The 22,053-nt window shown below is 70.2% G+C and carries 21 protein-coding genes; 14 read left to right on the top strand and 7 right to left on the bottom strand.

What is annotated here, in order from left to right; translation table 11 throughout:
* Positions 1-9: 9 nt before the first annotated feature.
* Positions 10-1,038, top strand: coding sequence for a 6-phosphofructokinase (locus ACTU3I_RS10745; protein ID WP_442925680.1), 1,029 nt, complete (start codon positions 10-12; stop codon positions 1,036-1,038).
* Positions 1,039-1,161: 123 nt separating this feature from the next.
* On the opposite strand, the gene ACTU3I_RS10740 is transcribed toward ACTU3I_RS10745, so the two are convergent.
* Positions 1,162-3,279 (bottom strand): S9 family peptidase, encoded by a 2,118-nt coding sequence (locus ACTU3I_RS10740; protein WP_442925679.1) that lies wholly within the window; start codon positions 3,277-3,279, stop codon positions 1,162-1,164.
* Positions 3,280-3,455: 176 nt separating this feature from the next.
* Between ACTU3I_RS10740 and ACTU3I_RS10735 the strand changes: the two genes are divergently transcribed.
* The 4 genes from ACTU3I_RS10735 to ACTU3I_RS10720 all read left to right on the top strand — a co-directional run bounded on the left by ACTU3I_RS10735 (position 3,456) and on the right by ACTU3I_RS10720 (position 7,548).
* Positions 3,456-4,694 (top strand): inorganic phosphate transporter, encoded by a 1,239-nt coding sequence (locus tag ACTU3I_RS10735; RefSeq protein ID WP_442925678.1) that lies wholly within the window; start codon positions 3,456-3,458, stop codon positions 4,692-4,694.
* The gene (locus tag ACTU3I_RS10730; RefSeq protein ID WP_442925677.1) at positions 4,691-5,020 is read left to right on the top strand and encodes a peptidase; all 330 of its coding nucleotides are present in this window, start codon (positions 4,691-4,693) and stop codon (positions 5,018-5,020) included. The genes ACTU3I_RS10735 and ACTU3I_RS10730 overlap by 4 nt, the downstream gene beginning before the upstream one ends.
* Before the next feature lie 29 nt (positions 5,021-5,049).
* Entirely contained in the window at positions 5,050-5,961 is a 912-nt protein-coding gene (locus ACTU3I_RS10725; protein WP_442925676.1) for a phosphodiesterase, read from the top strand.
* 120 nt (positions 5,962-6,081) lie between these two features.
* Positions 6,082-7,548, top strand: coding sequence for an aspartate ammonia-lyase (locus tag ACTU3I_RS10720; protein ID WP_442925675.1), 1,467 nt, complete (start codon positions 6,082-6,084; stop codon positions 7,546-7,548).
* 1 nt (position 7,549) lies between these two features.
* On the opposite strand, the gene ACTU3I_RS10715 is transcribed toward ACTU3I_RS10720, so the two are convergent.
* Both ACTU3I_RS10715 and ACTU3I_RS10710 read right to left on the bottom strand, forming a co-directional pair.
* Positions 7,550-8,413, bottom strand: a complete 864-nt coding sequence (locus ACTU3I_RS10715) for a fumarylacetoacetate hydrolase family protein (protein ID WP_442925674.1) — start codon at positions 8,411-8,413, stop codon at positions 7,550-7,552.
* 76 nt (positions 8,414-8,489) lie between these two features.
* Positions 8,490-9,230 (bottom strand): SDR family NAD(P)-dependent oxidoreductase, encoded by a 741-nt coding sequence (locus ACTU3I_RS10710; RefSeq protein WP_442925673.1) that lies wholly within the window; start codon positions 9,228-9,230, stop codon positions 8,490-8,492.
* A gap of 129 nt (positions 9,231-9,359) precedes the next feature.
* Here ACTU3I_RS10710 and ACTU3I_RS10705 point away from each other — a divergent pair, with 129 nt between their 5' ends.
* The 3 genes from ACTU3I_RS10705 to ACTU3I_RS10695 all read left to right on the top strand — a co-directional run bounded on the left by ACTU3I_RS10705 (position 9,360) and on the right by ACTU3I_RS10695 (position 11,728).
* Positions 9,360-10,523 carry a PrsW family intramembrane metalloprotease gene (locus tag ACTU3I_RS10705; protein WP_442925672.1) on the top strand — a complete coding sequence of 388 codons (1,164 nt, stop codon included), beginning with the start codon at positions 9,360-9,362 and terminating at the stop codon, positions 10,521-10,523.
* Between the two features lie 161 nt (positions 10,524-10,684).
* Positions 10,685-11,050, top strand: coding sequence for an FKBP-type peptidyl-prolyl cis-trans isomerase (locus tag ACTU3I_RS10700; RefSeq protein WP_442925671.1), 366 nt, complete (start codon positions 10,685-10,687; stop codon positions 11,048-11,050).
* 114 nt (positions 11,051-11,164) lie between these two features.
* A complete protein-coding gene (locus ACTU3I_RS10695) occupies positions 11,165-11,728 on the top strand; it encodes a YceI family protein (RefSeq protein WP_442925670.1) in 564 nt (187 codons plus the stop codon).
* On the opposite strand, the gene ACTU3I_RS10690 is transcribed toward ACTU3I_RS10695, so the two are convergent.
* A complete protein-coding gene (locus tag ACTU3I_RS10690) occupies positions 11,729-12,697 on the bottom strand; it encodes a DMT family transporter (RefSeq protein WP_442925669.1) in 969 nt (322 codons plus the stop codon).
* 45 nt (positions 12,698-12,742) lie between these two features.
* Between ACTU3I_RS10690 and ACTU3I_RS10685 the strand changes: the two genes are divergently transcribed.
* Positions 12,743-12,994 (top strand): hypothetical protein, encoded by a 252-nt coding sequence (locus ACTU3I_RS10685; protein ID WP_442925668.1) that lies wholly within the window; start codon positions 12,743-12,745, stop codon positions 12,992-12,994.
* Positions 12,995-13,003: 9 nt separating this feature from the next.
* Here ACTU3I_RS10685 and ACTU3I_RS10680 read toward each other — a convergent pair whose 3' ends face one another.
* Positions 13,004-14,299: an MFS transporter gene (locus ACTU3I_RS10680; protein WP_442925667.1), complete on the bottom strand. Its 1,296-nt coding sequence runs from the start codon at positions 14,297-14,299 to the stop codon at positions 13,004-13,006.
* Between the two features lie 157 nt (positions 14,300-14,456).
* Here ACTU3I_RS10680 and rpsO point away from each other — a divergent pair, with 157 nt between their 5' ends.
* On the top strand, positions 14,457-14,726 hold the full coding sequence (gene rpsO / locus ACTU3I_RS10675) for a 30S ribosomal protein S15 (protein WP_347978651.1): 270 nt from the start codon (positions 14,457-14,459) through the stop codon (positions 14,724-14,726).
* A 356-nt stretch (positions 14,727-15,082) separates the two neighbouring features.
* Here rpsO and ACTU3I_RS10670 read toward each other — a convergent pair whose 3' ends face one another.
* Positions 15,083-16,090, bottom strand: a complete 1,008-nt coding sequence (locus ACTU3I_RS10670; protein ID WP_442925666.1) for an isopenicillin N synthase family dioxygenase — start codon at positions 16,088-16,090, stop codon at positions 15,083-15,085.
* Positions 16,091-16,301: 211 nt separating this feature from the next.
* Between ACTU3I_RS10670 and efeU the strand changes: the two genes are divergently transcribed.
* Genes efeU through efeB form a run of 3 tightly spaced genes read left to right on the top strand, consistent with a single transcriptional unit; the run spans position 16,302 to position 19,785 of the window.
* Positions 16,302-17,234 carry an iron uptake transporter permease EfeU gene (gene efeU / locus ACTU3I_RS10665; RefSeq protein ID WP_442925665.1) on the top strand — a complete coding sequence of 311 codons (933 nt, stop codon included), beginning with the start codon at positions 16,302-16,304 and terminating at the stop codon, positions 17,232-17,234.
* Positions 17,231-18,460: an iron uptake system protein EfeO gene (efeO, locus tag ACTU3I_RS10660; RefSeq protein WP_442925664.1), complete on the top strand. Its 1,230-nt coding sequence runs from the start codon at positions 17,231-17,233 to the stop codon at positions 18,458-18,460. Before efeU ends, efeO begins: the two co-directional genes overlap by 4 nt.
* Complete coding sequence (gene efeB, locus ACTU3I_RS10655; protein ID WP_442925663.1) at positions 18,457-19,785, top strand: iron uptake transporter deferrochelatase/peroxidase subunit; 1,329 nt, start codon at positions 18,457-18,459, stop codon at positions 19,783-19,785. The genes efeO and efeB overlap by 4 nt, the downstream gene beginning before the upstream one ends.
* Before the next feature lie 82 nt (positions 19,786-19,867).
* Here efeB and ACTU3I_RS10650 read toward each other — a convergent pair whose 3' ends face one another.
* The gene (locus ACTU3I_RS10650) at positions 19,868-21,055 is read right to left on the bottom strand and encodes an acyltransferase family protein (protein ID WP_442925662.1); all 1,188 of its coding nucleotides are present in this window, start codon (positions 21,053-21,055) and stop codon (positions 19,868-19,870) included.
* 74 nt (positions 21,056-21,129) lie between these two features.
* On the opposite strand from ACTU3I_RS10650, the gene ACTU3I_RS10645 reads away from it, so the two are divergent.
* The gene (locus ACTU3I_RS10645; protein ID WP_442925661.1) at positions 21,130-22,023 is read left to right on the top strand and encodes an alpha/beta fold hydrolase; all 894 of its coding nucleotides are present in this window, start codon (positions 21,130-21,132) and stop codon (positions 22,021-22,023) included.
* The last annotated feature ends 30 nt before the right edge of the window (positions 22,024-22,053 follow it).

The raw sequence follows: 22,053 nt of genomic DNA, 5'->3' as shown, positions 1-22,053 counted from the left end.
GACCCAGCTATGAAGATCGGCATCCTGACCAGCGGCGGCGACTGCCCCGGGCTCAACGCCGTCATCCGCGGCGTCGTGCTGAAGGGCGCGACGAATTACGACATCGAGTTCGTCGGCATCCGCGACGGATGGCGCGGCGTCGTCGACGCCGACTTCTTCCCCCTCACCCGCCACGAGGTGAAGGGACTGTCCAAGGTCGGTGGAACCATCCTCGGCACCAGCCGCACGAACCCCTACGAGGGCCCGCGCGGGGGAGCGGAGAACATCTCCAAGACCCTCTACGGCCACCGCATCGACGGCATCATCGCCATCGGCGGAGAGGGGACCCTGGCCGCGGCCGACCGGCTGTCGAAGGACGGCATCAATGTGCTGGGCGTTCCCAAGACGATCGACAACGACCTCCGCGCCACCGACTACTCGTTCGGCTTCGACACCGCCGTGAACATCGCCACCGACGCGATGGACCGCCTCCGCACGACGGGCGACTCGCACCAGCGCTGCATGGTCGCAGAGGTCATGGGCCGTCACGTGGGCTGGATCGCCCTGCACGCCGGGATCGCTGCGGGCGCACACGTCATCTGCATCCCGGAGGTGCCGATGTCGATCGAGGAGATCTGCGCACAGGTGGCGCGGGCACACGATCGCGGCCGCGCGCCGCTGGTCGTGGTGTCGGAGGGATTCACCCTCAAGGGGATGGAAGAGGCCTACAGCGACAAGGGTCTCGATGCTTTCAACCGGCCCCGTCTGGGCGGCATCAGCGAGATCCTCGCTCCGGAGATCGAGCGGCTCACCGGGATCGAGACGCGCTCGACGGTGCTCGGCCACATCCAGCGCGGCGGCTCGCCCTCGGCGTTCGACCGCGTGCTGGCGACGCGGCTCGGCCTGCACGCGGCCGACGCGCTCGTGGACGGCGCGTGGGGGCAGATGGTCGCGATGCGCGGCACCGACATCGTGCGCGTCCCGTTCGCCGAGGCCCTCGGCGAGCTCAACACCGTGCCGTACTACCGCTACGAAGAGGCCGCGGCGCTCTTCGGCTGAGCCCGTCCGCCGATTCCGCGGCATCGAGCGGAGGGCATATCGCCAGCGGAGTGCCGGATGCGTCGCATCCACCCTCCGCTGGTGATATGCCCTCCCGTCGTTGCGCGGGGCGGCGTGCGGGCCTCAGGCGTCGGCGACCCCGAGCACGTCGAGCAGCCACGCCAGCTCGAACGCCCGCTCCCGCCACGCGTTGTAGCGGCCGCTGACGCCGCCGTGTCCGGCGACCATCTCGCACTTCAGCAGCGCGTCGGCCCCCACCTCCCGCAGGCGCGCGACCCACTTCGCCGGCTCGACGTACAGCACCCGGGTGTCGTTGAGGGACGTGACAGCGAGGATGCGCGGATACGTCACGTCCTCGCGCACGTTCTCGTACGGCGAGTACGACTTCATGTAGGCGTAGACGTCGGCGTCGTGGAGCGGATCGCCCCACTCGTCCCACTCGATCACCGTCAGCGGCAGCGACGGGTCGAGGATCGTCGTGAGGGCATCGACGAACGGCACGTCGGCGAGGACGCCGGCGAACAGCTCCGGGGCGAGGTTCGCCACGGCGCCCATGAGCAGCCCGCCCGCACTTCCGCCCTCGGCGACCATCCGATCGGCCGTGGTGTACCCGGCGTCGATGAGGTGCAGGGCGCAGTCGACGAAGTCGGTGAAGGTGTTGCGCTTGGCGCCCAGCTTCCCGTCCTCGTACCACTGGCGCCCCATCTCGCCGCCGCCGCGCACGTGCGCGACGGCGAAGACGACGCCGCGGTCGAGCTCCGAGAGCCGTGCGACGGAGAATCCGGGGTCGATCGAGTGCTCGTACGACCCGTACCCGTAGAGATGCAGCGGACGCGGAGCCACGCCGGCATCCCCGAACGACCGCTTCCACACCACCGAGATCGGCACCTGCGTGCCATCCTGCGCTGTCGCCCACACCCGGGCCTGACCGTAGTCGCCCGGGTCGTAGCCGCCGAGCACGGGCTGGCGCTTGCGCAGCAGCAGATCGCCGGATGCGACGTTGTAGTCGTAGATCGTGCCGGGGGTGACGAACGAGCCGTAACCGATCCGCACCAGCGGCGGCGCCCACTCCGGGTTCCCCGCCGTGCCGACGGCGTAGAGCGGCTCGTCGAATGCCAACTCTCGCAGCGATCCGTCGGCGTAGTCGAGCATCGCGAGCCGTTCGAGCCCGTCCCTGCGGTACGCCGCCACGGCGAAGTCGCGGAACGTGTCGAGGTCGAGCAGCCGACGCCCGGGGGCGTGAGGAAGCACCGTCTCGCGCGCGCCCTGCGGGTCGGATGCCGCCACGCGCACGAGCTCGAAGTCGAGAGCGTCGTCGTTGTGCAGGATGTACAGCACGTCCTCGCCGTCGACGACGGCGTGGGAGGCGGAGTATTCCACGCCCTCGCGGCGCGGCCACACCACGCGGGGCTCCGCGCGCAGATCGTCGGCGGGGACCAGCCACTCCTCGCTCGTGATCGATGAACCCACGCCGATCGCGAGGTAGCGGTCGCTGCGGGTGAAGCCGGCGCCCACCCAGTACCGCTCGTCGGGCTCGGTGAACAGCTTTGCGTCGTTGGCGACCGGAGTGCCGATCTCGTGGAGCCAGACCGTGTCGGGCCGCCATGCGTCGTCGACGGTCGTGTAGACGACGAACCGGCCGTCGGGCGAGAAGCTCGCGCCGGAGAAGGTGTCGGGGATCTCGTCAGGGAGGTTCTCGCCGGTCGTGAGGTCACGCACGCGCAGCGTGTAGCGTTCGTCCCCGGCGACGTCGACGCCGTACAGCATCCGGGTGCCGTCGGTGGAGACTTCGAAGCTCCCGAGCGAGAAGAACTCGTGCCCTTCGGCCTCGACGTTGCCGTCGAGGAGGACCTGCTCCCCGGGCACGACGGTCTCGGGGGTCAGCTCGGGCGGCGTCCAGTCGTCGGCCGACGTCAGCGGCGCGCGGCACTGGATGCCGTACTGGCTCCCCTCGCGCGTGCGGCCGTAGTACCACCATCCGCCGCGCCGCGTCGGCACGGACAGGTCGCTCTCCTGCGTGCGTCCCTTGATCTCCGCGAAGATCCGGTCGCGGAGCCCCTCGAGGTGGGCCGTGCGCGCGCGGGTGTAGGCGTTCTCGGCCTCGAGGTGGGCGGTCACCTCGGCGTCGTCCTTGGCGCGGAGCCACTCGTACGGGTCGTCGAAAGTGTCGCCATGGTGGCTGCGGGGGGTGGGTCGGCGGACAGCGCGCGGTGCGACGGCGGATGCGGCGGGTTCGGTCACCGTTCCACGGTAGTCGAGCGCTTCCGGGGTCCGGCGCGAGGGCGAGTTGACCGGGGCCCCCGGGGGTGTCAGGATTTCCCCGGCGTCCGGTTAACCGGACGTGGCCACCCGGTGAACTGTTCGTTCGTCACACTGCCGCCCGCGCGGCATCCCCCACCCCTCACGGAAAGCGAACAGTGGAGACCGCGACCCTCATCGTCATCGTGCTGGTGATCCTGCTGGCGCTGTTCTTCGACTTCACCAACGGGTTCCACGACACCGCCAACGCGATGGCGACGCCCATCGCCACCGGTGCCCTCAAGCCGAAGGTCGCGGTGCTGCTGGCGGCCTCGCTGAACCTCGTGGGAGCGTTCCTGTCGACCGAGGTCGCCAAGACGATCTCCGGCGGGATCGTGAGGGAGGACCAGATCTCCGCGGCCGTCTTCCCGGCCGTCATCTTCGCCGGGCTCATCGGCGCGATCACCTGGAACATGCTCACGTGGCTGCTGGGTCTTCCCTCCAGCTCTTCGCACGCGCTGTTCGGCGGGCTCATCGGGGCGACGCTGGTCGGCGTCGGTGTCGCGGCGATCGACTTCGGCGTGGTGATGTCGAAGGTGATCCTCCCCGCCCTCATCGCCCCCCTCACCGCGGGCATCATCGCCTTCACCGTGACGAAGATCGCCTACGCGGTCACCCGCCGCTACGATTCCAAGCCCGACGGCCGAGACGGCTTCCGCTGGGGCCAGATCTTCACCTCGAGCCTCGTGGCTCTCGCCCACGGCACCAACGACGCCCAGAAGACGATGGGCGTCATCACCCTCGCCCTCATCACGGTGGGCCTGCAGAACCATCCCGAGCCGGAGTGGTGGGTGGTCGTCGCGTGCGCGCTCACGATCGCACTGGGCACCTACATGGGCGGATGGCGCATCATCCGTACGCTCGGAAAGGGGCTCACCGAGGTGAAGCCCGCGCAGGGCTTCGCCGCGGAGACCTCGACCGCCTCGACGATCCTCGCCTCCAGCGCCCTCGGATTCGCGCTGTCCACCACCCAGGTCGCATCCGGCTCGGTCATCGGCTCGGGGCTCGGCCGCCGCGGGTCGATCGTGCGCTGGCGCACCGTCGGGCGGATCGCGATCGGTTGGGTGCTCACCCTCCCCGCCGCCGGCGCCGTCGGAGCCTTCGCGGCACTGATCGTGGTGTGGCTGGGGACATGGGGCATCGTGATCGACGCGGTGCTCGCCCTGGCCATCATCCTCGGCCTCTTCTGGCGGTCTCGCCGCGACCAGGTCAACTCGTCCAATGCCATGAGCGAGGTCGCCGTGTCGGGGCGGGCGGTGAAGGTCAAACGCAATCCGCCGCCCACACGGCGCCAGCGGCGGCTGGCGCGCGAGGCGGAGAAGACGTCGGCCGAAGGCGAGCGGGGGAGCGGAGCATGAGCATCGAGTGGCTCGCCTTCGTGCAGGTGTTCGGCGCGGCGCTCTCGGGAGCGGTGATCGTCGTCCTCTTCTACGCGCTGGGGCTGCGCATGCTCGTGCGTGCCGGCCGGGTGCCGGTGGTGGCGCCGGCGGAGTTCACCGACGCGATCGCCGTGGTCACCGACAAGCAGCGCAAGCGCGCGGCCAAGGCGGCGGCGAAGGCGGCGAAGAAGAACCCGCTCACCCCCGCGCAGAAGGGCATCGCCCTTCTCGCGGCCTACGGGTGCTTCGTGGTCTGTGCGCTGGCCGTCCTCGGCGGCCTGGTGCTCATCGTCGTCGGCCACTGACGGTCGGGGGCCCGCTCTAGGGTTGTCCCATGCTCGCGGTTCAGTTCGGTCAGCATCCCCCCGCCCGACGCGTCCTCGTCCACGTTAGCGACACGCACCTTCTCGCCGGTGATGAGCGGCTGGCGGGCGTGTACGACACCGCGGCGAACCTCGCGCGTACGCTCGAGGCGGTCGAGGCGCTGGGCGTGCGCCCCGACGCGATCGTGTTCACCGGCGACCTCACCGACCTCGGCGAGCCGGGAGCCTACCGGGCGCTGCGCGCCGCCGTCGAGCCGGTCGCCGAGCGGCTGGGCGCACCGGTGGTGTGGGTGGCGGGAAACCACGACGAGCGCCCGGCGATGAGGCGGCATCTGCTCGATCGGGAGCCCACCGAGGAGCCCATCACGGGTGTCTGGGACCTCGGCGGTCTCCGGCTGGTCGCGTTGGACTCGACAGTGCCGGGCTGGCATCACGGCGATCTCGACGACGCCCAGCTGCGATGGCTGCGCGAGGTGCTCGCCGAACCGGCGCCGCTGGGCACCGTCCTCGCCCTTCACCATCCGCCGTTGCCGACGCACATCCCGTTCTTCGACATCCTCGAACTGCGGGATCAGGCCGGACTCGCCGCGGCGATCGCCGGCACCGATGTGCGCGCCATCCTCGCGGGGCATCTGCACTACTCCACCAGCGGCACGTTCGCCGGCATTCCGGTGAGCGTGGCCGCGGCCACCTGCTACACGATGGACCTGGCGCGACCGGGAGTGGAGGTCAACGGCATGGACGCCGGTCAGTCCTTCCACCTGGTGCACGTCTACGACGACACCCTCACGCACGCGGTCGTTCCGGTCGTCGAGACCGAGCCGACCGGGTACTTCTCCGCGGAGTGGGTCGAGCGGATGGCGGCGCTCAGCCCGGAGGGGCGCCTCGAGGCGTTCTCCCGCAAGCGCCCGCCCGCGCGCTGACCTGTACGCGGGGTCCTTTCTCCGGGCATCGCCGTACGTCACGGCCAGCAGCCGACCCGGCGCCGAGAGGTAGGCTCGGTGCATCCCCCGACGGCCGTGATCACACCCACGAGGACCCCCATGGCACTGGACGCGACGATGCGCACCCGAACCGAGACCGACTCCCTGGGATCGCTGGAGATCCCCGCCGACGCGTACTGGGGGATCCACACGGCCCGAGCGCTGGAGAACTTCCCGATCTCGAAGCGACCGATCTCGGTGTACCCCGATCTGGTGCGAGCCCTCGCGATGGTGAAGCAGGCGTCCGCCCGGGCCAACCGCGAGATCGGGGTGCTCGATCCCGCAAAGGCTGATCTGATCGATGCCGCCGCGCAGCGCGTCATCGACGGCGAGTTCCACGACCAGTTCGTCGTGGGGGTGATCCAGGGCGGCGCGGGGACGTCGACCAACATGAACGCCAACGAGGTCCTCACCAACGTGGCGCTGGAGATGGCCGGGCGCGCAAAGGGCGACTACGCGTTCCTGTCGCCGATCGACGACACCAATCGCAGTCAGTCGACGAACGACGTCTACCCGACGGCCATCAAGGTGGGGCTGTCGTTGAACCTCCACAGCCTGCTGTCCGAACTGGCTCTGCTGCGCCAGGCGTTCCTGGACAAGGCCCGCGAGTTCCACGACGTGCTGAAGGTCGGGCGCACCCAGCTGCAGGACGCCGTGCCGATGACACTCGGTCAGGAGTTCCACGGATTCGCCACGACGCTCGGCGAGGACTACAACCGGCTCACGGAGAACGCCTACCTCCTCACCGAGATCAACATGGGGGCCACGGCGATCGGCACGGGCATCACGACGCATCCGAGCTACGGCCGCGGAGTGCTCCGTCACCTGCGGGAGATCACGGGCCTCGACCTCGAGACGGCGACCGACCTCGTGGAGTCCACGAGCGACACGGGATCGTTCATGTCGTTCTCCTCGTCGCTCAAGCGCAACGCCATCAAGCTCTCCAAGATCTGCAACGATCTGCGGCTGCTCTCCAGCGGCCCGCAGGCCGGGTTCGGGGAGATCAACCTTCCGCCCCGCCAGGCCGGCTCGAGCATCATGCCGGGGAAGGTCAACCCGGTCATCCCCGAGGTCGTCAATCAGGTGGCCTTCTCGGTGGCCGGCGCCGACCTGTCGGTGACGATGGCCGTCGAGGGCGGCCAACTCCAGCTGAACGCGTTCGAGCCGCTCATCGCGCATTCGATCTTCCAGTCGATCACCTGGATGCAGCAGGCGATGTGGACGCTGCGAGTGAACTGCGTGGAGGGGATCACGGCCAACCGCGAGCGCCTCGGCGCGATGGTGGGCAACTCCGTCGGCGTCATCACGGCGCTGACCCCCTTCATCGGCTACGCCGCCGCCGCCGCGCTGGCCAAGACGGCGCTGCTCACGGGCCGCAACGTCGCCGATCTCGTGGTCGAGGCCGAGCTGATGACGCGCGAGGAAGTGCGCAAGCAGCTGTCGCCGAAGCGGCTCTCCGGCTTGGAGGCGATCACCGAGGCCCTGCCGATCATCCCTGCGGAGAACGTCGTCGCCGCGGACGACTGATTCAGTCCAGAATGCGGCAGTGCGTCGTGAGCTCGCCGATACCGTCGACGCCGACGGTGACGGTCGAGCGGTCGCGGAGGAAGATCTGCGGGTCGCGGGAGTAGCCGGCCCCACCGGGGCTCCCCGTCGAGATCAGCGTGCCCGGCAGCAGCGTCACCGACCGTGACAGGTGGGCGATGAGGGTCGACACCGGGCGCACCATCTGGCCCGTCGTCGCATCCTGCACGGTCCGGCCATCGACGACGGTCCAGATGTGCAGCGACTGCGGGTCGGGGATCTCGTCCGCGGTCACCACGAACGGGCCCGTCGGGGTGAACCCGTCGAACGACTTGCAGCGCGACCACTGCGCCTCGGAGAACTGGATGTCGCGGGCGGTGATGTCGTTGACGACGGTGTAGCCCCAGACGTGGTCCAGCGCGGAGTCCTCCGCCACGTCGCGGGCGGGGCGGCCGATGAGAACGCCGAGCTCCGCCTCGTAGTCGACCGACTCGCTGAGCGACCGCGGCCACGTCGTGGTGGCCTCGTGCGAACTCAGGGAGTTGGGCCACAGCGCGAACACCGTGGGCGTGGCATCGGTCTTCAGGCCGAGCTCGCCCGAGTGCGCGGCGTAATTCAAGCCGATGGCGAGAATGACGGGAGGGGTGAGGATCGCCGGGGCGAACACCGGCGAGGCCAGGGGCCGCCACGCCGCGGAGGCGCTCGATTCGCGGACGCGGTCGAGCAGCTCCTCGCCGCCCGCGATGAGGGCGTCGAGCGTCTCGGGCGCCCCGGCGAACAGATCCCCCACGAACGCGCACTCCTCCTCGCGCACCACGACGAGGCGGGGTGCGGGCGATGTGGGAGGGACGATGTGGGCGAAGCGCATGGCTTCCACGCTACCCGCCGTCCTCCGCTGCTCGGACGCCCGCCGGCGGTATGCCCCACCCGCGGATCGGCCCCTATCAGTAGTCGGCGCGTCCGCCCGACGCGTCGAACACCGCACCCGTGGTGTAGCTGCAGGACTCGCTCACCATGAAGCAGATGAGGTCGGCCATCTCCTGCGGTGCGGCGATCCGTCCGAGCGGGACCATCGACCGCATCCGCTCGATCGCCTCCGGCGGCACGTCGTTCACCATGCCGGTCTCGGTCGGACCGGGAGCGATCGTGTTGACGATCACGCCCGCGGGAGCCAGCTCGCGGGCCAGGGTCTTGGTGAAACTGATCACGCCGGCCTTCGATGCGCCGTAGGCGGCGCCGCCGGGCACGCCCTCCTTTCCCGCGATCGACGCGACAGTCGCGATACGCCCGTAGCCGCGTTCGCGCATGCCGGGCACGACAGCCTTCGCGCTGAGGAATGTGCCGTCGAGGTTGACAGCGTGGATGTGCCGCCACAGATCGAACGGCAGATCGGCGACGGGGCGCATCGGGCCGATGATGCCGGCGGAGGTCACCAGGATGTCCACCGGACCGAGCGCGGCGAGTGTCGCCGTATGGGCCTCCTCGACCGCGGAGGCATCGGTGACGTCGACGACCTCGGTGAAGGCGGCGCCGCTGGATGCCTGGGCACGGTGGAGTGCATCGGCGTTGACATCCCACAGGGCGACGCGTCCTCCCTCGGCGGCGATCCGGGTGGCGACGGCGAGGCCGATGCCGGAGGCGCCGCCGGTGATGACGGCGACCCGGCCTGGAAAGCGATCGGACATGTTCGTCTCCTCAGAGTGGGGAGCGACCTGATGTCGCTCCGTGACATGACGGTAACACAGATGTCACGCCACGACATCAAGAGCCGGAGCACCCGCCTCCGCCGACGCACCCGCCTCTAGGCTGGGCGCATGGCGTACCCCTCACCGCTCTCGCAGCCGCACCCCGGGTCGGGCGCTCTGATTCCTCCCGCCCCGGCCTCGCCGCCGGTTCCGCCCCTGCCGCGGCGCCCCCGCGGCTCGGGCGCCGCACTCATCTGGGTCGGGGCGGTCCTCGTTCTGGTCCTCCTCGTGCTGGTGGCCTACTTCCTGCAGTTCCTCGGCCCCGGCGCCTCGGTGGTCGGCGTGCTCTTGGCCGCGGTGCCGTTCGTCGGGGTGTGGCTGGCGGTGCGCCTGGTCGACCGCTGGGAGCCGGAACCCCGCGGCCTCGTGCTCTTCGCCCTCGCGTGGGGCGCGATCGCCGCGATCGGCATCGCTCTCGGCGTGGATCTCGTCCTCGCGGTGGTGCTGGGCGGCACCGGCGAGGAGCTCTCGGCCGTCGTGCAGGCGCCGATCGTGGAGGAGGCGGCGAAGGGGCTCGGAGTCTTCCTCATCTTCGTCGCCGCGCGCCGCGCGTTCGATGGTCCCGTCGACGGAGTCGTCTACGGTGCGCTGGTCGGCGCCGGGTTCGCCTTCACCGAGAACGTCCAGTACTTCGCCGTCAGCCTCCTGGAGGGCGGGGTGGGGGATGTCACGATGACGTTCTTCCTGCGGGCGGTCCTCTCGCCTTTCGCGCACGTCATGTTCACAAGCCTCACCGGCTTCGCGATCGGGCTCGCCGCCCGTCGATCCTTGGGAGCCGGCGGTGCGCTCCGCTACGGATTCGTGGGGCTGCTCGGTGCGATCGGTCTGCACGCCCTCTGGAACGGGTCGGCGGTCTTCGCCGACTTCTTCTCGCTGTATTTCCTCCTGCAGGTTCCGCTGTTCGTGCTCTTCATCCTCGGCATCGTGCTGCTCCGCCGCGAGGAGGCACGGCTGACCCGCGCGCGTCTGGGGGAGTACGCGCACGCCGGGTGGTTCACCACGCAGGAGGTGGACATGCTGGCGACCGGCCCGGGGCGCCGGGCGGCGATGACGTGGGCGCGGGGCCTTCGGGGGGATCGCCGCGCGCTCATGCGCACGTTCATCGCGGATGCCACTGCCCTGGCCGCCGCGCGTCAGCGAGCCCTCAGCGGGCGCGATGCCCAGGCGGCCGAGGCCGAGCGAAGCCTTCTGGAGCGGACGGCGACCGCCCGGGCCGGACTCTTCGCCCCCTAGAGATCGCCGGCCCGCCCACGGCGGACATACTCAACGCCCGGTGCCGCGGCGATGCCTGCGTGTCTCCCGGGCGTTGAGTTGGTCTCTGGATTTTAGGATGCCCCTGGTTCGTGAGGCTGTCAAGAGGCGTCTGGGCGCCCCTCGCGTGCTTGGATGGAGTCATGACCGATCGCACCAAGCCTGAGTTCGACGCGCCCAGCGGCCCCGCTCCGTCCGACCTCGTCATCCGCGACCTCATCGTCGGAGACGGCGCCGAAGCAAAACCCGGTGACACCGTCACCGTGCACTATGCCGGTGTCGAATACGACTCGGGCGAGGAGTTCGATTCCTCGTGGGGCCGGGGGGAGAGCATTCAGTTCCCCCTCCGCGGGCTCATCCAGGGGTGGCAGGACGGCATCCCGGGCATGAAGGTCGGCGGACGCCGCGAACTCGTGATCCCGCCTCACCTCGCCTACGGCCCTGCCGGCGGACACTTCCTCGGCGGCAAGACCCTCATCTTCATCATCGATCTCCTCGCCGTCGGCTGAGAGACGCGGAGGCCCGGCAGCGGATCGCTGCCGGGCTTTTTCGTATTCAGGGGAATACACCCGGCGAAGGGGCGTTGGACCCCGTGACGATTCGTCCCCGTTCCAAGGAGAGACATGACTGACACCGCCACCCCGATCGAGGTCCCCGGCTACCGAGCCGGTACGTGGGTGCTCGACCCCGCTCACAGCGAGGTCACCTTCACCGTCCGCCACATGATGATCTCGAAGGTGCGCGGCACCTTCGGCATGAAGAGCGCCACGCTGATCGCCCCCGAGAACCCCCTGGACGCCCGCGTCGAGGCATCCGTGGACGTGACCTCGCTCGACACGAAGGACGAGGGCCGCGACCAGCACCTCCGCTCGGCCGACTTCTTCGACGCCGAGAACTTCCCCACGATGGAGTTCCGCTCCACCGGTGTGCGCCTCGAGGGCGGCGAGTTCCTCGTCGACGGTGACCTGACGATCCGCGGGATCACGAAGCCGGTCACTTTCGCCTTCGAGTTCGGCGGATTCGGCACCGACCCGTGGGGCAACTACAAGGCGGGTGCGACAGCCAAGGGCGTCATCAACCGCGAGGACTTCGGTCTCACCTGGAACGCCGCGCTCGAGACGGGCGGCGTGCTCGTCGGCAAAGACGTCACCCTCGAGCTCGAGCTGCAGGGCTCGCTCCAGGCATGATCATCGCGAAGCGGCGGGTGCTCCGGCATCCGCCGCTTCGTCGTCTCCGGCGCGGCGATGACGGAACCGGATGCGCTGCTGGACGAGCAGGATGCCGAGCAGCACGACCACTGCGCCGGCCGGTTCGTTCCAGGAGAGCGTCTCGCCGAGCACGAGGATGCCCAGGAGGACCCCGACCACCGGTGTGATGTAGGTCACGGTGGAGGCGCGCGTCGGTCCCCACGCGGCCAGCGTGTTCTGGTTCCACGCGTAGGCCAGCCCGGTGCCGAGCACGCCGAGCAGCACGACGCTGCCGAGCACCCACGGATCCCACCGCACCGGCTCGAGGAAGATCAGCGGGGAGAGCGCGAGCATTATCGCGGCGCCGACGCCGATGTATCCGGTGGCCAGGGCGAGACCCGAGAGCCCCGTGCCGGCGAGGAACCGGCGCATGTACGTGAGGCTGAAGCCGTAGCTCGCCGTGGCCCCCAAGAGCGCGAGCTGGGCGATCAGGCTCTCACCCAGATCGACCGCCGCACCCGGGGCGATGATCAGCACGACACCGGCGATCCCCAGGACGATCCCGGCGAGCTGCCCGGCGGTCAGACGCTCGACCCGGAACACCGCCCACGCGAGGATCGCCGTCATGATCGGGGTGGTGGCGTTGAAGATGCTCGCGAGGGACGAGCTGACGTGCTGCTGCGCCCACGAGAACAGCAGGTACGGCACGACGCAGAAGGTCATGGCCACCACGGAGAGGTGCGCCCACACCCGCGGGGACCGGGGGAGGCGCTCGCGACGCAGCAGCACAATCGCCCCGAGCGACACAGCGCCGAACACCAAGCGCGACCACGCGACCTGCGCCGGGTTCATCCCCGTCAGAGCGACGGCGATGAACAGGAAGCTCGACCCCCACACGATCCCGGTCAGGACGAACTGCACGCCGATCGCCAGCGACGAGGGGGTGCGCGCGAGTACGGGGGAGGCCACTCGCCGACGATAGCTCCGGGGTGGGACGCCGGTGGCGTTCCGACCATGCGACGGCCGGAATCCGCCGATGATCGTCCGTCGGCCGACCGTCAGAGCTCGGCGGCGAGGTTCGGTCCGATCGCGACCATCGACACCATCCGGAGCGTGCGGCGGACGATCCGGAGGGCGCCGTCCCTCGAGCGCGCGAAGACGTCGTCGTACCTCAACGCCATCTCGCTCGGTGCGCGGACGCAGCAGGACCCGGGCGCGTTCGCGGAGCGATTGGTGGACCTCGCGCTGGCGGGGGTCAGCGCGTGAACCGATCGTTCAGGGTTGCGGATGCAGGGCGTCGTAGCGGCGGAACCGCGGGCTGAGGCGCACGAGCACGCCCACGATCGCGAGGATCGCGAACCCGCCCAGGAGCGGGGGGAACCACAGTGTCGTGAGGGTGGCGAGCGTGCCGGCATACAGCGCGCCGACGCGCGGGCCGCCCGCGACGACCACGATGAAGACGCCCTGGAGCCGCCCGCGGATGTTGTCGGGAACGGCGGCCTGCAGCATCGTCGATCGGTAGATGGCGCTGATGTTGTCCGAGCCGCCCGAGACCGCGAGGGCGACCATGGCCGCGACGATCAGCGGCACGTTGGCGGATTCGGCATCCACGACCTCGGGGGCGAACATCCCCAGCGCGGCCGCGAGGAGCACGCCGCCGAACAGGAGGATGGAGATGCCGTAGGCCTGGACGGCGCGAGCGATTCCGAGCCCCTGCCGGCGCACGCGTCCGATCGGCCCCGAGAACAGACTCGAGATCAGCACTCCGCCGGCGATCGACGCGGTGAGGGCGCCGGTGGTGATCGCCCCGCCGCCGAGGAGCACTGCCCCGATCGCCGGGAACAGGGCCAGTGGCTGACCGAAGGTCATCGCGGTGATGTCGAGGACGAACTGCAGGCGGATGTTGGACGCCTTCCGAAGGAACCGCCAGCCGTCGCGAAGGGATTCCAGCCCCGCCTTGACCACCGCGCCCTCCGGGGCGATCGGCGGCAGAGTCCACAGTCCGAGGAACAGGCCCAGCATCAGCACGACGTCGATCGTGTACGTCCAGGCGTAGCCGGTGAACGCCACCAGCACGCCCGCGAGAGCCGGCCCGGCCATGACCATCACGCCAGCGGAGATGCCCTGGAGCGCCGCGGCGGCCGGCAGCAGGTCGCGGGGGATCAGGCGCGGCACGATGGCCGCGCGGCTGGCCATGACGACGGAGTTCGCGGCGGAGTTCACGATGCTCAGGGCGTACAGCCACCACACCGTCTCGCCACCCGCCCAGGCGAGTCCCGCCAGCAGGAGCGTCGAGGCGAAGGTCACGGATGCGGCCAGCAGGGCGACGATCCGGCGGTCGAACGCATCCGCCAGCATGCCGCCGTACAGGCCGGCCACGATCATCGGGAGGAGGCCCGCCACCGCGATCATCGACACCGCGAAAGTGTCGCCGGTCAGCTCGTACACGTGGAGCATGACCGCGACGACGGTCAGCTGCCCGCCGAGCCCCGCGAGCGTGGAACCGACCCACAGGCGCGCGAACGCCGGGGTGCGCAGCGGCCGCAGATCCATGAGGGAGTCGCGGCGCATCGCTCCAGGCTAACCCGCGCGCCCCCGGTGCCTGAGCGAGCGGCGCCGGACGAAGGACTGGTAGGCTTATGCGGTTGCCGTTGGATCGGCCGCGGAGAAAGAGAGCCCACGGAATCGCCGTGCGGCGCCGCGCAACAAGCAGGAAGGGGATCCCTCTATGGCTTTGGAATCAGACGTCAAGAAGGCGATCATCGAAGAGTATGCGACGCACCCCGGTGACACCGGATCCCCCGAGGTGCAGGTCGCAATGCTGACGCAGCGCATCAAGGACCTCACCGAGCACCTCAAGGAGCACAAGCACGACCACCACTCGCGTCGTGGTCTGTTCCTGCTCGTGGGTCAGCGCCGTCGTCTCCTGGGCTACCTCCAGGACATCGACATCAACCGTTACCGCTCGCTCATCGAGCGTCTCGGTCTTCGTCGCTGAGCAGCGACCCAGCGTTCAATCGCGCGAAACATTCTTGGAAGGCCTCCCCACGGTGTGGGGAGGCCTTCACCTCTCAGTGGGTGCTGGCCGTGCCCGGACGCTCGAAAGACTGGTCCCTCGGCCGACACGCCGTCTCCGGATGCCGCATCCCGGCGTGTTTGGACCCTCACCAGTCTTTCGGGTCGGCAGGGGAGCCGGCATCCCGGACGGGTGTACCCGGAATCTCGTGGTTCTAGGGGTCGGGCGACCTTCCCCTCACATGTCCAAAAGACTGGCCTGTTCTCCGACACGCCGGCTACGGATGCCGGCGGCCCGGCGTGTCTGGACCCTCACCAGTCTTTCGGCTCGAGCTTCGCTCACCGCGCGGCGAGGAGATCGGCGTGGTGCAGCGCCGCGACATCCGGATGCGCGCGCAGCCGCGACTTCAGGGCGTTCTCGCCGTAGGTCGCATGGATGGGGTTTCCCGGGTCGTCCGTGACGCCGCGGGCCTCGGCGGCGAGCTCGGCAGGCAGGTCGATGATGGGCAGCTGCGCGTCGAGCGCCGGGTTGAAGAAGAACGGCACGGAGATGCGCTCGTCGGGGTAGCGCGGCGAGATGACACGGTGATTCGTCGCCGTGAGGTAGCCCTGCGTGGCGTACTCCAGCAGCTCGCCGATGTTCACCACGAACGCGCCGGGCACCGGGGGAGCGTCGACCCATTCGCCGTCGCGCTGCACCTGGAGACCGCCCTTTCCCGGCTCGACCCACAGCAGGGTCAGGACGCCGGAGTCCTTGTGGGCGCCGACGCCCTGCTGAGGGGTGGGGTCTTCTTTGCCGGGGTAGCGGACGATCTTGATGAGTGTCGACGGCTCGCCGAAGTGCCGGTCGAAGTACGACTCCTCCGCGCCCAGCGACACGGCCCACGCGCGCAGCAGCTTGCGGGCGACGCCGGTGAGGTGGTCGTGCCACTCGGTGACGACCTCCTTCAGCTCGGGCTGCGCAGCCGGCCACAGGTTCGGGCCGATGAGCCGCGCATAACCGGGGGCGTCGAGGTCGGTGACCGGCGTGCGCTCGGGTCCGATGTCGATCTGCTCCCGCCAGTCGACCTTCCCCTGCGTGCGCTCGCCGCCCACGCGCGTGTAGCCGCGGAAGTGTGGGCTCTTGACGTTCTCGATCGCGAGCTTGTCCGCCTCGGGGAGTGCGAAGAAGTGCTTCGCGGCACCCAGGAGCCGCTCCTCGAGCTCGGGGGTCACGCCCGTGCCGACGAGATAGAAGAACCCCACCTCGTGCGTCGCGATGCGGAGCTCCTGCCGGAACCGCTCGGCCGCTTCGGGGCCGGCGTCCAGGAGGGAGAGGTCGAGCACGGGGAGGTTCAGGTCGGACATGCCCCGAGAGTAGGTCGGCGCATCCGGGCGCGCACGAATGTTGCCGGACGTTACCGCGATGAGCAGGCGCCCGCGAGGGCGCGGACGCCGGTGCGGGCCTCGAGTGGACGCGCGGAGCCCGACAGCGTACTGTGGCGGTTTGGTGAGGTAACCCTAACCTCACTCGCCGGCGAGGAGCCCCTCGTCGCCGCCATCGACTCGGAACGTCCGCGTGCCCGCCACCTTCCTCATCGGCCTGCGTGAAGGCCTCGAAGCCGCGCTCGTCGTCGGCATCCTCGTCGCCTACCTGACCCGACTCGGTCGCCGCGACGCCCTCCCGCGACTGTGGTCGGGCGTGGCGCTGGCGATCGCCCTCTCCCTCGCGATCGGCGCGGTCCTCACCTTCGGTGCGTACACGCTGACCTTCGAAGCCCAGGAGCTGATCGGCGGCATCCTGTCGCTCGTCGCCGTCGCCATGGTCACCGCCATGGTCTTCTGGATGCAACGCGCCGCGCGCACCCTTCGCGCCACCCTCGAGGGCGGCATCGATCGGGCGCTGCGCTCGGGGACGATCTGGGCCCTCGTCCTGCTGGGCTTCGTCTCCGTCGCCCGTGAGGGTATCGAGACGACGCTCCTGCTGTGGTCGATGGTGCAGTCGTTCGGCGACGCGCCGGGGGCGCTCCTCGGGGCGCTTCTCGGTCTGGTCGCCGCCGTCGTGCTGGGCTGGTTCCTGGCGCGCGGGATGCTCCGACTCGACCTCCGCCGGTTCTTCGCGTGGACGGGGGCCTTCCTGGTCGTCGTCGCGGCCGGGGTGCTCGCGTACGCCGTCCATGACCTCCAGGAGGCCGGTGCCTTTCCCGGACCCTTCACCGCGGCCGCGCCGCTGAGCGCCGACACCGGCGCCGTCGCGGTGGGCTGGACCGCCTTCCCCTTCGGATGGGCGTTCGACCTGTCCACCGCCATCCCCCCCGGCAGCCCGTTGGCCGCCGTCCTCCAGGCGACGCTCGGCTTCATGCCGAGGATGTCGTGGCTGCAGATCATCGCGTGGTTCGTCTACGTTCTCGTCGTCGGCGCGTTCTTCGCCCGCGGCGTCCTGTCCCGCCCGGCGGCGCATGCCCGCGCCGCCGGCCCCGCCGTCGTGCCCACACAGCAAGGAGCAGCATGACCCCGTCCCGCACTCTCGCCTCTCTCACCGCCGTCGGCGCGGCAGCCCTCGTCCTCGCGGGCTGCGTCGCGAAGGCCGATGTCGCCGCATCCGATGCGCTGACGGTGTCGTCGACCGCCGATGCCTGCAGCGTCTCCACGGCCACGGCCTCCAGCGGCACGCTGGCGTTCGAGGTGGCGAACGAGGGCGACGATGTCACGGAGTTCTATCTGCTGGCCGAGGACGGCCTGCGCATCGTGGGGGAAGTGGAGAACATCGCCCCCGGTGCCTCCCGCACCCTCACCGTCGTCGCACAGCCCGGCGAGTACTTCACCCTCTGCAAGCCGGGGATGATCGGCGAGGGGGTCGGTCGCGCGGCCTTCACCGTGTCGGGTGACGCGGTCGCCCTCGAGGGACCGGATGCCGAGCAGAAGCAGCAGGCCGTCGACCTGTACGCGGCCTTCGTGAAAGACCAGGTCGAGCAGCTCGCCCCCGCCGCCGACGAGTTCGTCACCGCGTACGAGTCCGGTGACGACGCCGCGGCGCGGCAGCAGTTCCCGCAGGTGCGGGCGTTCTACGAGCGCATCGAGCCCGTGGCCGAGGCGCTCGGCGACCTCGACCCGCGCATCGACTATCGCGAGGTCGACGCGGTCGCCGAGGGGCTCGACTGGACCGGGTTCCACCGCATCGAGAAGGATCTGTGGGTGCCGGCTCAGGACGCGCTCAACGCCGACGGAGAGACGCCGGCGTGGCAGGACTGGGCGCCGTCGACCCCGCAGGAGCGGGCGGCGTTCGGCGACCAGCTCGTCGCGGACGTGGCAGAGCTCAACGACTACGTGCACTCCGACGACTTCCAGACCGCGCTGGACGAGCAGGGCGTCGCGGGGCTGTCCAACGGGGCGATCGCGCTCCTGGACGAGGTCGCCACCGGGAAGATCTCCGGCGAGGAGGACTGGTGGTCGGGCACCGATCTCTTCGACTTCGCCGCCAACGTCGAAGGCTCGAAGATGGCGTTCTCGCTCGCGCGGGACTTCGCCGCATCGAAGGGCGAAGAGGGCCAAGCGCTCGTCGAGGAGATCGACGCCGGCTACGCCGAGCTGGAGGCGTTGCTCGCCGCGCACGGATCGCTCGAGGCCGGGTTCGGGAACTATCGTGAGCTCACCGACGACGACAAGCGCGAGTTCACCGATCTCATCAACGCGCTCGCCGAGCCGCTGTCCCAGCTCACCTCGACCGTTCTGGAGTGACCACGAGCACGGAGCCTCCCACCGGCGCGACGGCGACCCCGGATGAGTCCGAGGAAACGGCCGGGCTGAGTCGGCGCGGTCTCCTCGGGCTCGCGTTCGGCGCGGGTGCGGCGGGCCTCGCCGTCGGTGCCGGAGCGGGCGCGACAGCCGGGGTCGCCGTCGGGCGGGCTCGAGAGCGCATCGGCGGGGCATCCGCCGACGACTTCTTCGGGGTGCACCAAGCCGGGATCACGACGCCCGTGCAGGACCATCTGCACTTCGCCTCGTTCGACATGATGGCCCGGACCGGTCGCGATGACCTGGTGTCGCTGCTGCAGGACTGGACCTATGCGGCGTCGCGGATGACGCGCGGCCTCGACGTCAGTGCGACCGGTGCGGTCGGCGGCGATCCCGAAGCCCCGCCGGACGACACCGGGGAAGCACTCGGGCTGCCGCCCAGCGGGCTCACGATCACCTTCGGGTTCGGCCCGACGCTGTTCGAGACGACCGAGGGTGTGGACCGCTACGGCGTCGCGGCGCAGCGTCCGCCCGAGCTGTCGAGGCTGCCGGCGTTCCTCGGCGACGACCTCGACCCCGCGGCCAGCAACGGCGACCTCTGCATCCAGGCGTGCGCCGACGACCCGCAGGTCGCCGTCCACGCGGTGCGCAACCTCAGCCGCATCGCCTTCGGTCGGGCGCGGATCCGCTGGTCGCAGCTGGGTTTCGGGCGCACGTCGAAGACGACAGCGGCCCAGGAGACGCCGCGCAACCTCTTCGGCTTCAAGGACGGCACCGCCAACGTCCTCGCCGGCGACGGCGCCGCCCTCGACGAGAGCGTGTGGGTGGCGGCATCCGATCGACCGGCGTGGATGGCCGGCGGCTCATACCTCGTCGCCCGCAAGATCGCCATGATCATCGAGCTGTGGGACCGTCAGCGCCTCGCCGAGCAGCACCGCATCATCGGCCGGGACAAGGCCGAGGGCGCACCGCTGTCCGGCGGTTCCGACGAGTTCGCCTCGCCGGACTTCGAGGCGACGGATGCGGCGGGCGCGGCGCGTATCGACCACGCCGCGCACGTGCGTCTTGCGCACCCGGCGCACAACGGCGGTGTCCGCATCCTCCGTCGCGGATACAACTACGTCGACGGCAACAACGACCTCGGACGCCTCGACGCGGGGCTGTTCTTCCTGTCGTACCAGCGCACCCCCGAGCAGTTCGTCACGCTGCAGCGGTCGCTGTCGACCGACGCGCTCAACGAGTACATCCGCCACGTCGGCTCGGGAGTGTGGGCGATTCCCGGCGGCATCGCGCCGGGGTCGTTCGTCGGCGAGGCGCTGTTCGCCTGATCCGGCGCGCACCGGACGCGGGCATCGGCCTGGGCGCGGGCATCCGGGGCCGGACGACCCGCGCCGGTCGAATGCCCGCCTCTCAGCCGCGCGGATCAGCGGGGGATCGGGGCGCGTCGCGGGGGCGACGGGAGCCGGTCGGGTCGTTGCGGCGGCCCTCGCGTGCCGCCAGCGTCGGGTCGGAGAACAGCCACCCCGGGCGCGGCTCGACGAGAGGCCGGAAGATCCGCCGCACCGGGCGGGTCGCGAGCGCGAGTGCGATCAGAACGCTCGCCACCACCACGATCGGGAGCCAGATCCACGTGGGATCGAGGTCGCGGAGCATCCCCGACTCGCGGAAGGGGTACAGCACGAACGAGTGGAGCAGGTAGACGTACATCGTGTACTGCCCGAAGTGCGTCCACCAGGTCTGCCGTCGCGGCAGGAGGGCGAAGAACGCCGTGCACAGGACGAGAGCCACGGCCATCAGCGCCAGGCGCACCGCCCCCGCCCACCACTGCGGGCCGACGAGATCGGCGTAGGCGTCGTCGTAGAAGAGCCAGGTGCGCAGGTCGACGTCGCGCCAGACGTCGGTGAACGCCCACGCGATGAGGCCGGCGGCGACGAAAGCGGCGCCGGCCGCGGCGAACACCCACCACGGGCGCCGGCGGAGGAGCCGCAGGCGGTCGACGATGTCGTGCTCGCGCAGCCACCACCCGAGGGCGAAGAACGGCAGCAGCCCGAGCGTGCGCGTCAGCGCGAAGGTGGAGTCGATGTTGGGCAGGTATCCGGCGCCGACGGAGATGACCACCGTCCACAGCAGGGGCCAGCGCAGCAGCGCGAGGTAGGGGAGCACGAGGCGGAAGATCCCGAGGGCGAGGAGGAACCACAGCGTCCACGACGGCTGCGTGAGGTTGGGATTGGCTGATCCCTCCACGAGCCACTTGGTGAGGGTCCACAGGGCCTCGAAGATCACATAGGGGACGATGATGTCGGTGATCACGCGGGCCATCTGGCGTCGCGGGGGCGAGCCCGCCTTCGAGAAGTAGCCCGAGATCATCGCGAACGCCGGCATGTGGAACGCGTAGACGACGAGATACAGCCCGAGCGCGATGTCCGAGTCGTAGGTGAGACGCTGCACGGCATGACCGAGGACGACCAGCACGATGCACGCGAAACGCGCGTTGTCCCAGAACGGCACGCGTCGCCGGGGTCGCGCCGCGGCCCCGGCGGAGACGTCCGGGTCGGATGCGGCGGGCCCGGATGCACGGGTGAGAGGGGCGTCGCTCATATCGGCGCCACCTTATCCCTCGCTTCGCGTGCCGACGACCCCTCGGCATCCGGGCGGGCGATAGTGTACGGCCGATGACAACCCTGGACGATGCGGTCGCCCGCGATCAGGCGCTGTCGGACCTCGACTGGCGCGAGCTGCCGGTCGGCGCCGAGAGCGACGTGTTCGCTGCACCGAGCGGCGGGCTCGCCCGCGTCGCGATGGGCACGGGGGAGCGGGGGCGGGTCGTGCTGGCCCCGGGGGTGACGGGGTCGAAGGAGGACTTCACTCTCATGCTCCCGCTGCTGGCCGAGGCGGGCTATCGCGTCGAGTCGTATGATCTCGCCGGCCAGTACGAGTCCTACCGTGCCGGCCCCGAGCGGCTGCAGCCGCCCCGCGCCCACTACGACTACGACCTGTTCGTCGACGACCTGATCGCCCTCCTGGCGGACGGCTCCGCGCCGGCGCACGTGCTCGGATACTCCTTCGCGGGGCTCGCCGCCGAGGTGGCCCTCGCCCGCCGCCCCGACCTGTTCGCCTCGCTCACGCTGCTGTCCACCCCGCCCGCGACAGGCAACGTCTTCCGCGGCGTCAAGCGCATCGGCCGATTCAGCTTCCTCGCGTCGCCTCGGCAGGGGGCCGGACTCATGCTGTGGGGCATCCGCAACAACCTCAACGGCGTTCCGCCGCGTCGACTCGCCTTCGTCCGGGAGCGCTTCGCGCTCACGCGCCGTGAGAGCGTGGACGACATCGTCGGGCTCATGATGCGGATGCCCGACATCGCCTCCGCGGTCCGCGACGCCGGCGTTCCCCTGCTCGTGGCGACGGGCTCCCACGATCTGTGGCCCGTCGCCCAGCACGCGGGCTACGCCGCGCGCATCGGCGCCCGGCTCGCCGTGTACGACACCGGGCACAGCCCCTGCGAAACCGCCCCGCACCAGCTCGTGCGCGATCTTCTCACCCTTTTCGCCGCATCCGGTCGGGAATAACCTCGGCGCAGGCGCGTTATCCCAACTACA

Source organism: Microbacterium sp. RD1, from assembly GCF_052220165.1.
Classification (GTDB): domain Bacteria; phylum Actinomycetota; class Actinomycetes; order Actinomycetales; family Microbacteriaceae; genus Microbacterium.
This window is presented reverse-complemented; position numbering and strand designations above follow the sequence as displayed.

Bases quoted from the DNA above. Each gene is read 5' to 3' on its own strand.
- ACTU3I_RS10745 (WP_442925680.1), top strand. From the start codon at position 10: ATGAAGATCGGCATCCTGACCAGCGGCGGCGACTGCCCCGGGCTCAAC.
- ACTU3I_RS10730 (WP_442925677.1), top strand. From the start codon at position 4,691: ATGAGCATCGAGTGGCTCGCCTTCGTGCAGGTGTTCGGCGCGGCGCTC.
- ACTU3I_RS10725 (WP_442925676.1), top strand. From the start codon at position 5,050: ATGCTCGCGGTTCAGTTCGGTCAGCATCCCCCCGCCCGACGCGTCCTC.
- ACTU3I_RS10720 (WP_442925675.1), top strand. From the start codon at position 6,082: ATGGCACTGGACGCGACGATGCGCACCCGAACCGAGACCGACTCCCTG.
- ACTU3I_RS10715 (WP_442925674.1), bottom strand. From the start codon at position 8,413: ATGCGCTTCGCCCACATCGTCCCTCCCACATCGCCCGCACCCCGCCTC.
- ACTU3I_RS10710 (WP_442925673.1), bottom strand. From the start codon at position 9,230: ATGTCCGATCGCTTTCCAGGCCGGGTCGCCGTCATCACCGGCGGCGCC.
- ACTU3I_RS10705 (WP_442925672.1), top strand. From the start codon at position 9,360: ATGGCGTACCCCTCACCGCTCTCGCAGCCGCACCCCGGGTCGGGCGCT.
- ACTU3I_RS10700 (WP_442925671.1), top strand. From the start codon at position 10,685: ATGACCGATCGCACCAAGCCTGAGTTCGACGCGCCCAGCGGCCCCGCT.
- ACTU3I_RS10695 (WP_442925670.1), top strand. From the start codon at position 11,165: ATGACTGACACCGCCACCCCGATCGAGGTCCCCGGCTACCGAGCCGGT.
- ACTU3I_RS10685 (WP_442925668.1), top strand. From the start codon at position 12,743: ATGCGACGGCCGGAATCCGCCGATGATCGTCCGTCGGCCGACCGTCAG.
- ACTU3I_RS10680 (WP_442925667.1), bottom strand. From the start codon at position 14,299: ATGCGCCGCGACTCCCTCATGGATCTGCGGCCGCTGCGCACCCCGGCG.
- rpsO (WP_347978651.1), top strand. From the start codon at position 14,457: ATGGCTTTGGAATCAGACGTCAAGAAGGCGATCATCGAAGAGTATGCG.
- ACTU3I_RS10670 (WP_442925666.1), bottom strand. From the start codon at position 16,090: ATGTCCGACCTGAACCTCCCCGTGCTCGACCTCTCCCTCCTGGACGCC.
- efeO (WP_442925664.1), top strand. From the start codon at position 17,231: ATGACCCCGTCCCGCACTCTCGCCTCTCTCACCGCCGTCGGCGCGGCA.
- ACTU3I_RS10650 (WP_442925662.1), bottom strand. From the start codon at position 21,055: ATGAGCGACGCCCCTCTCACCCGTGCATCCGGGCCCGCCGCATCCGAC.
- ACTU3I_RS10645 (WP_442925661.1), top strand. From the start codon at position 21,130: ATGACAACCCTGGACGATGCGGTCGCCCGCGATCAGGCGCTGTCGGAC.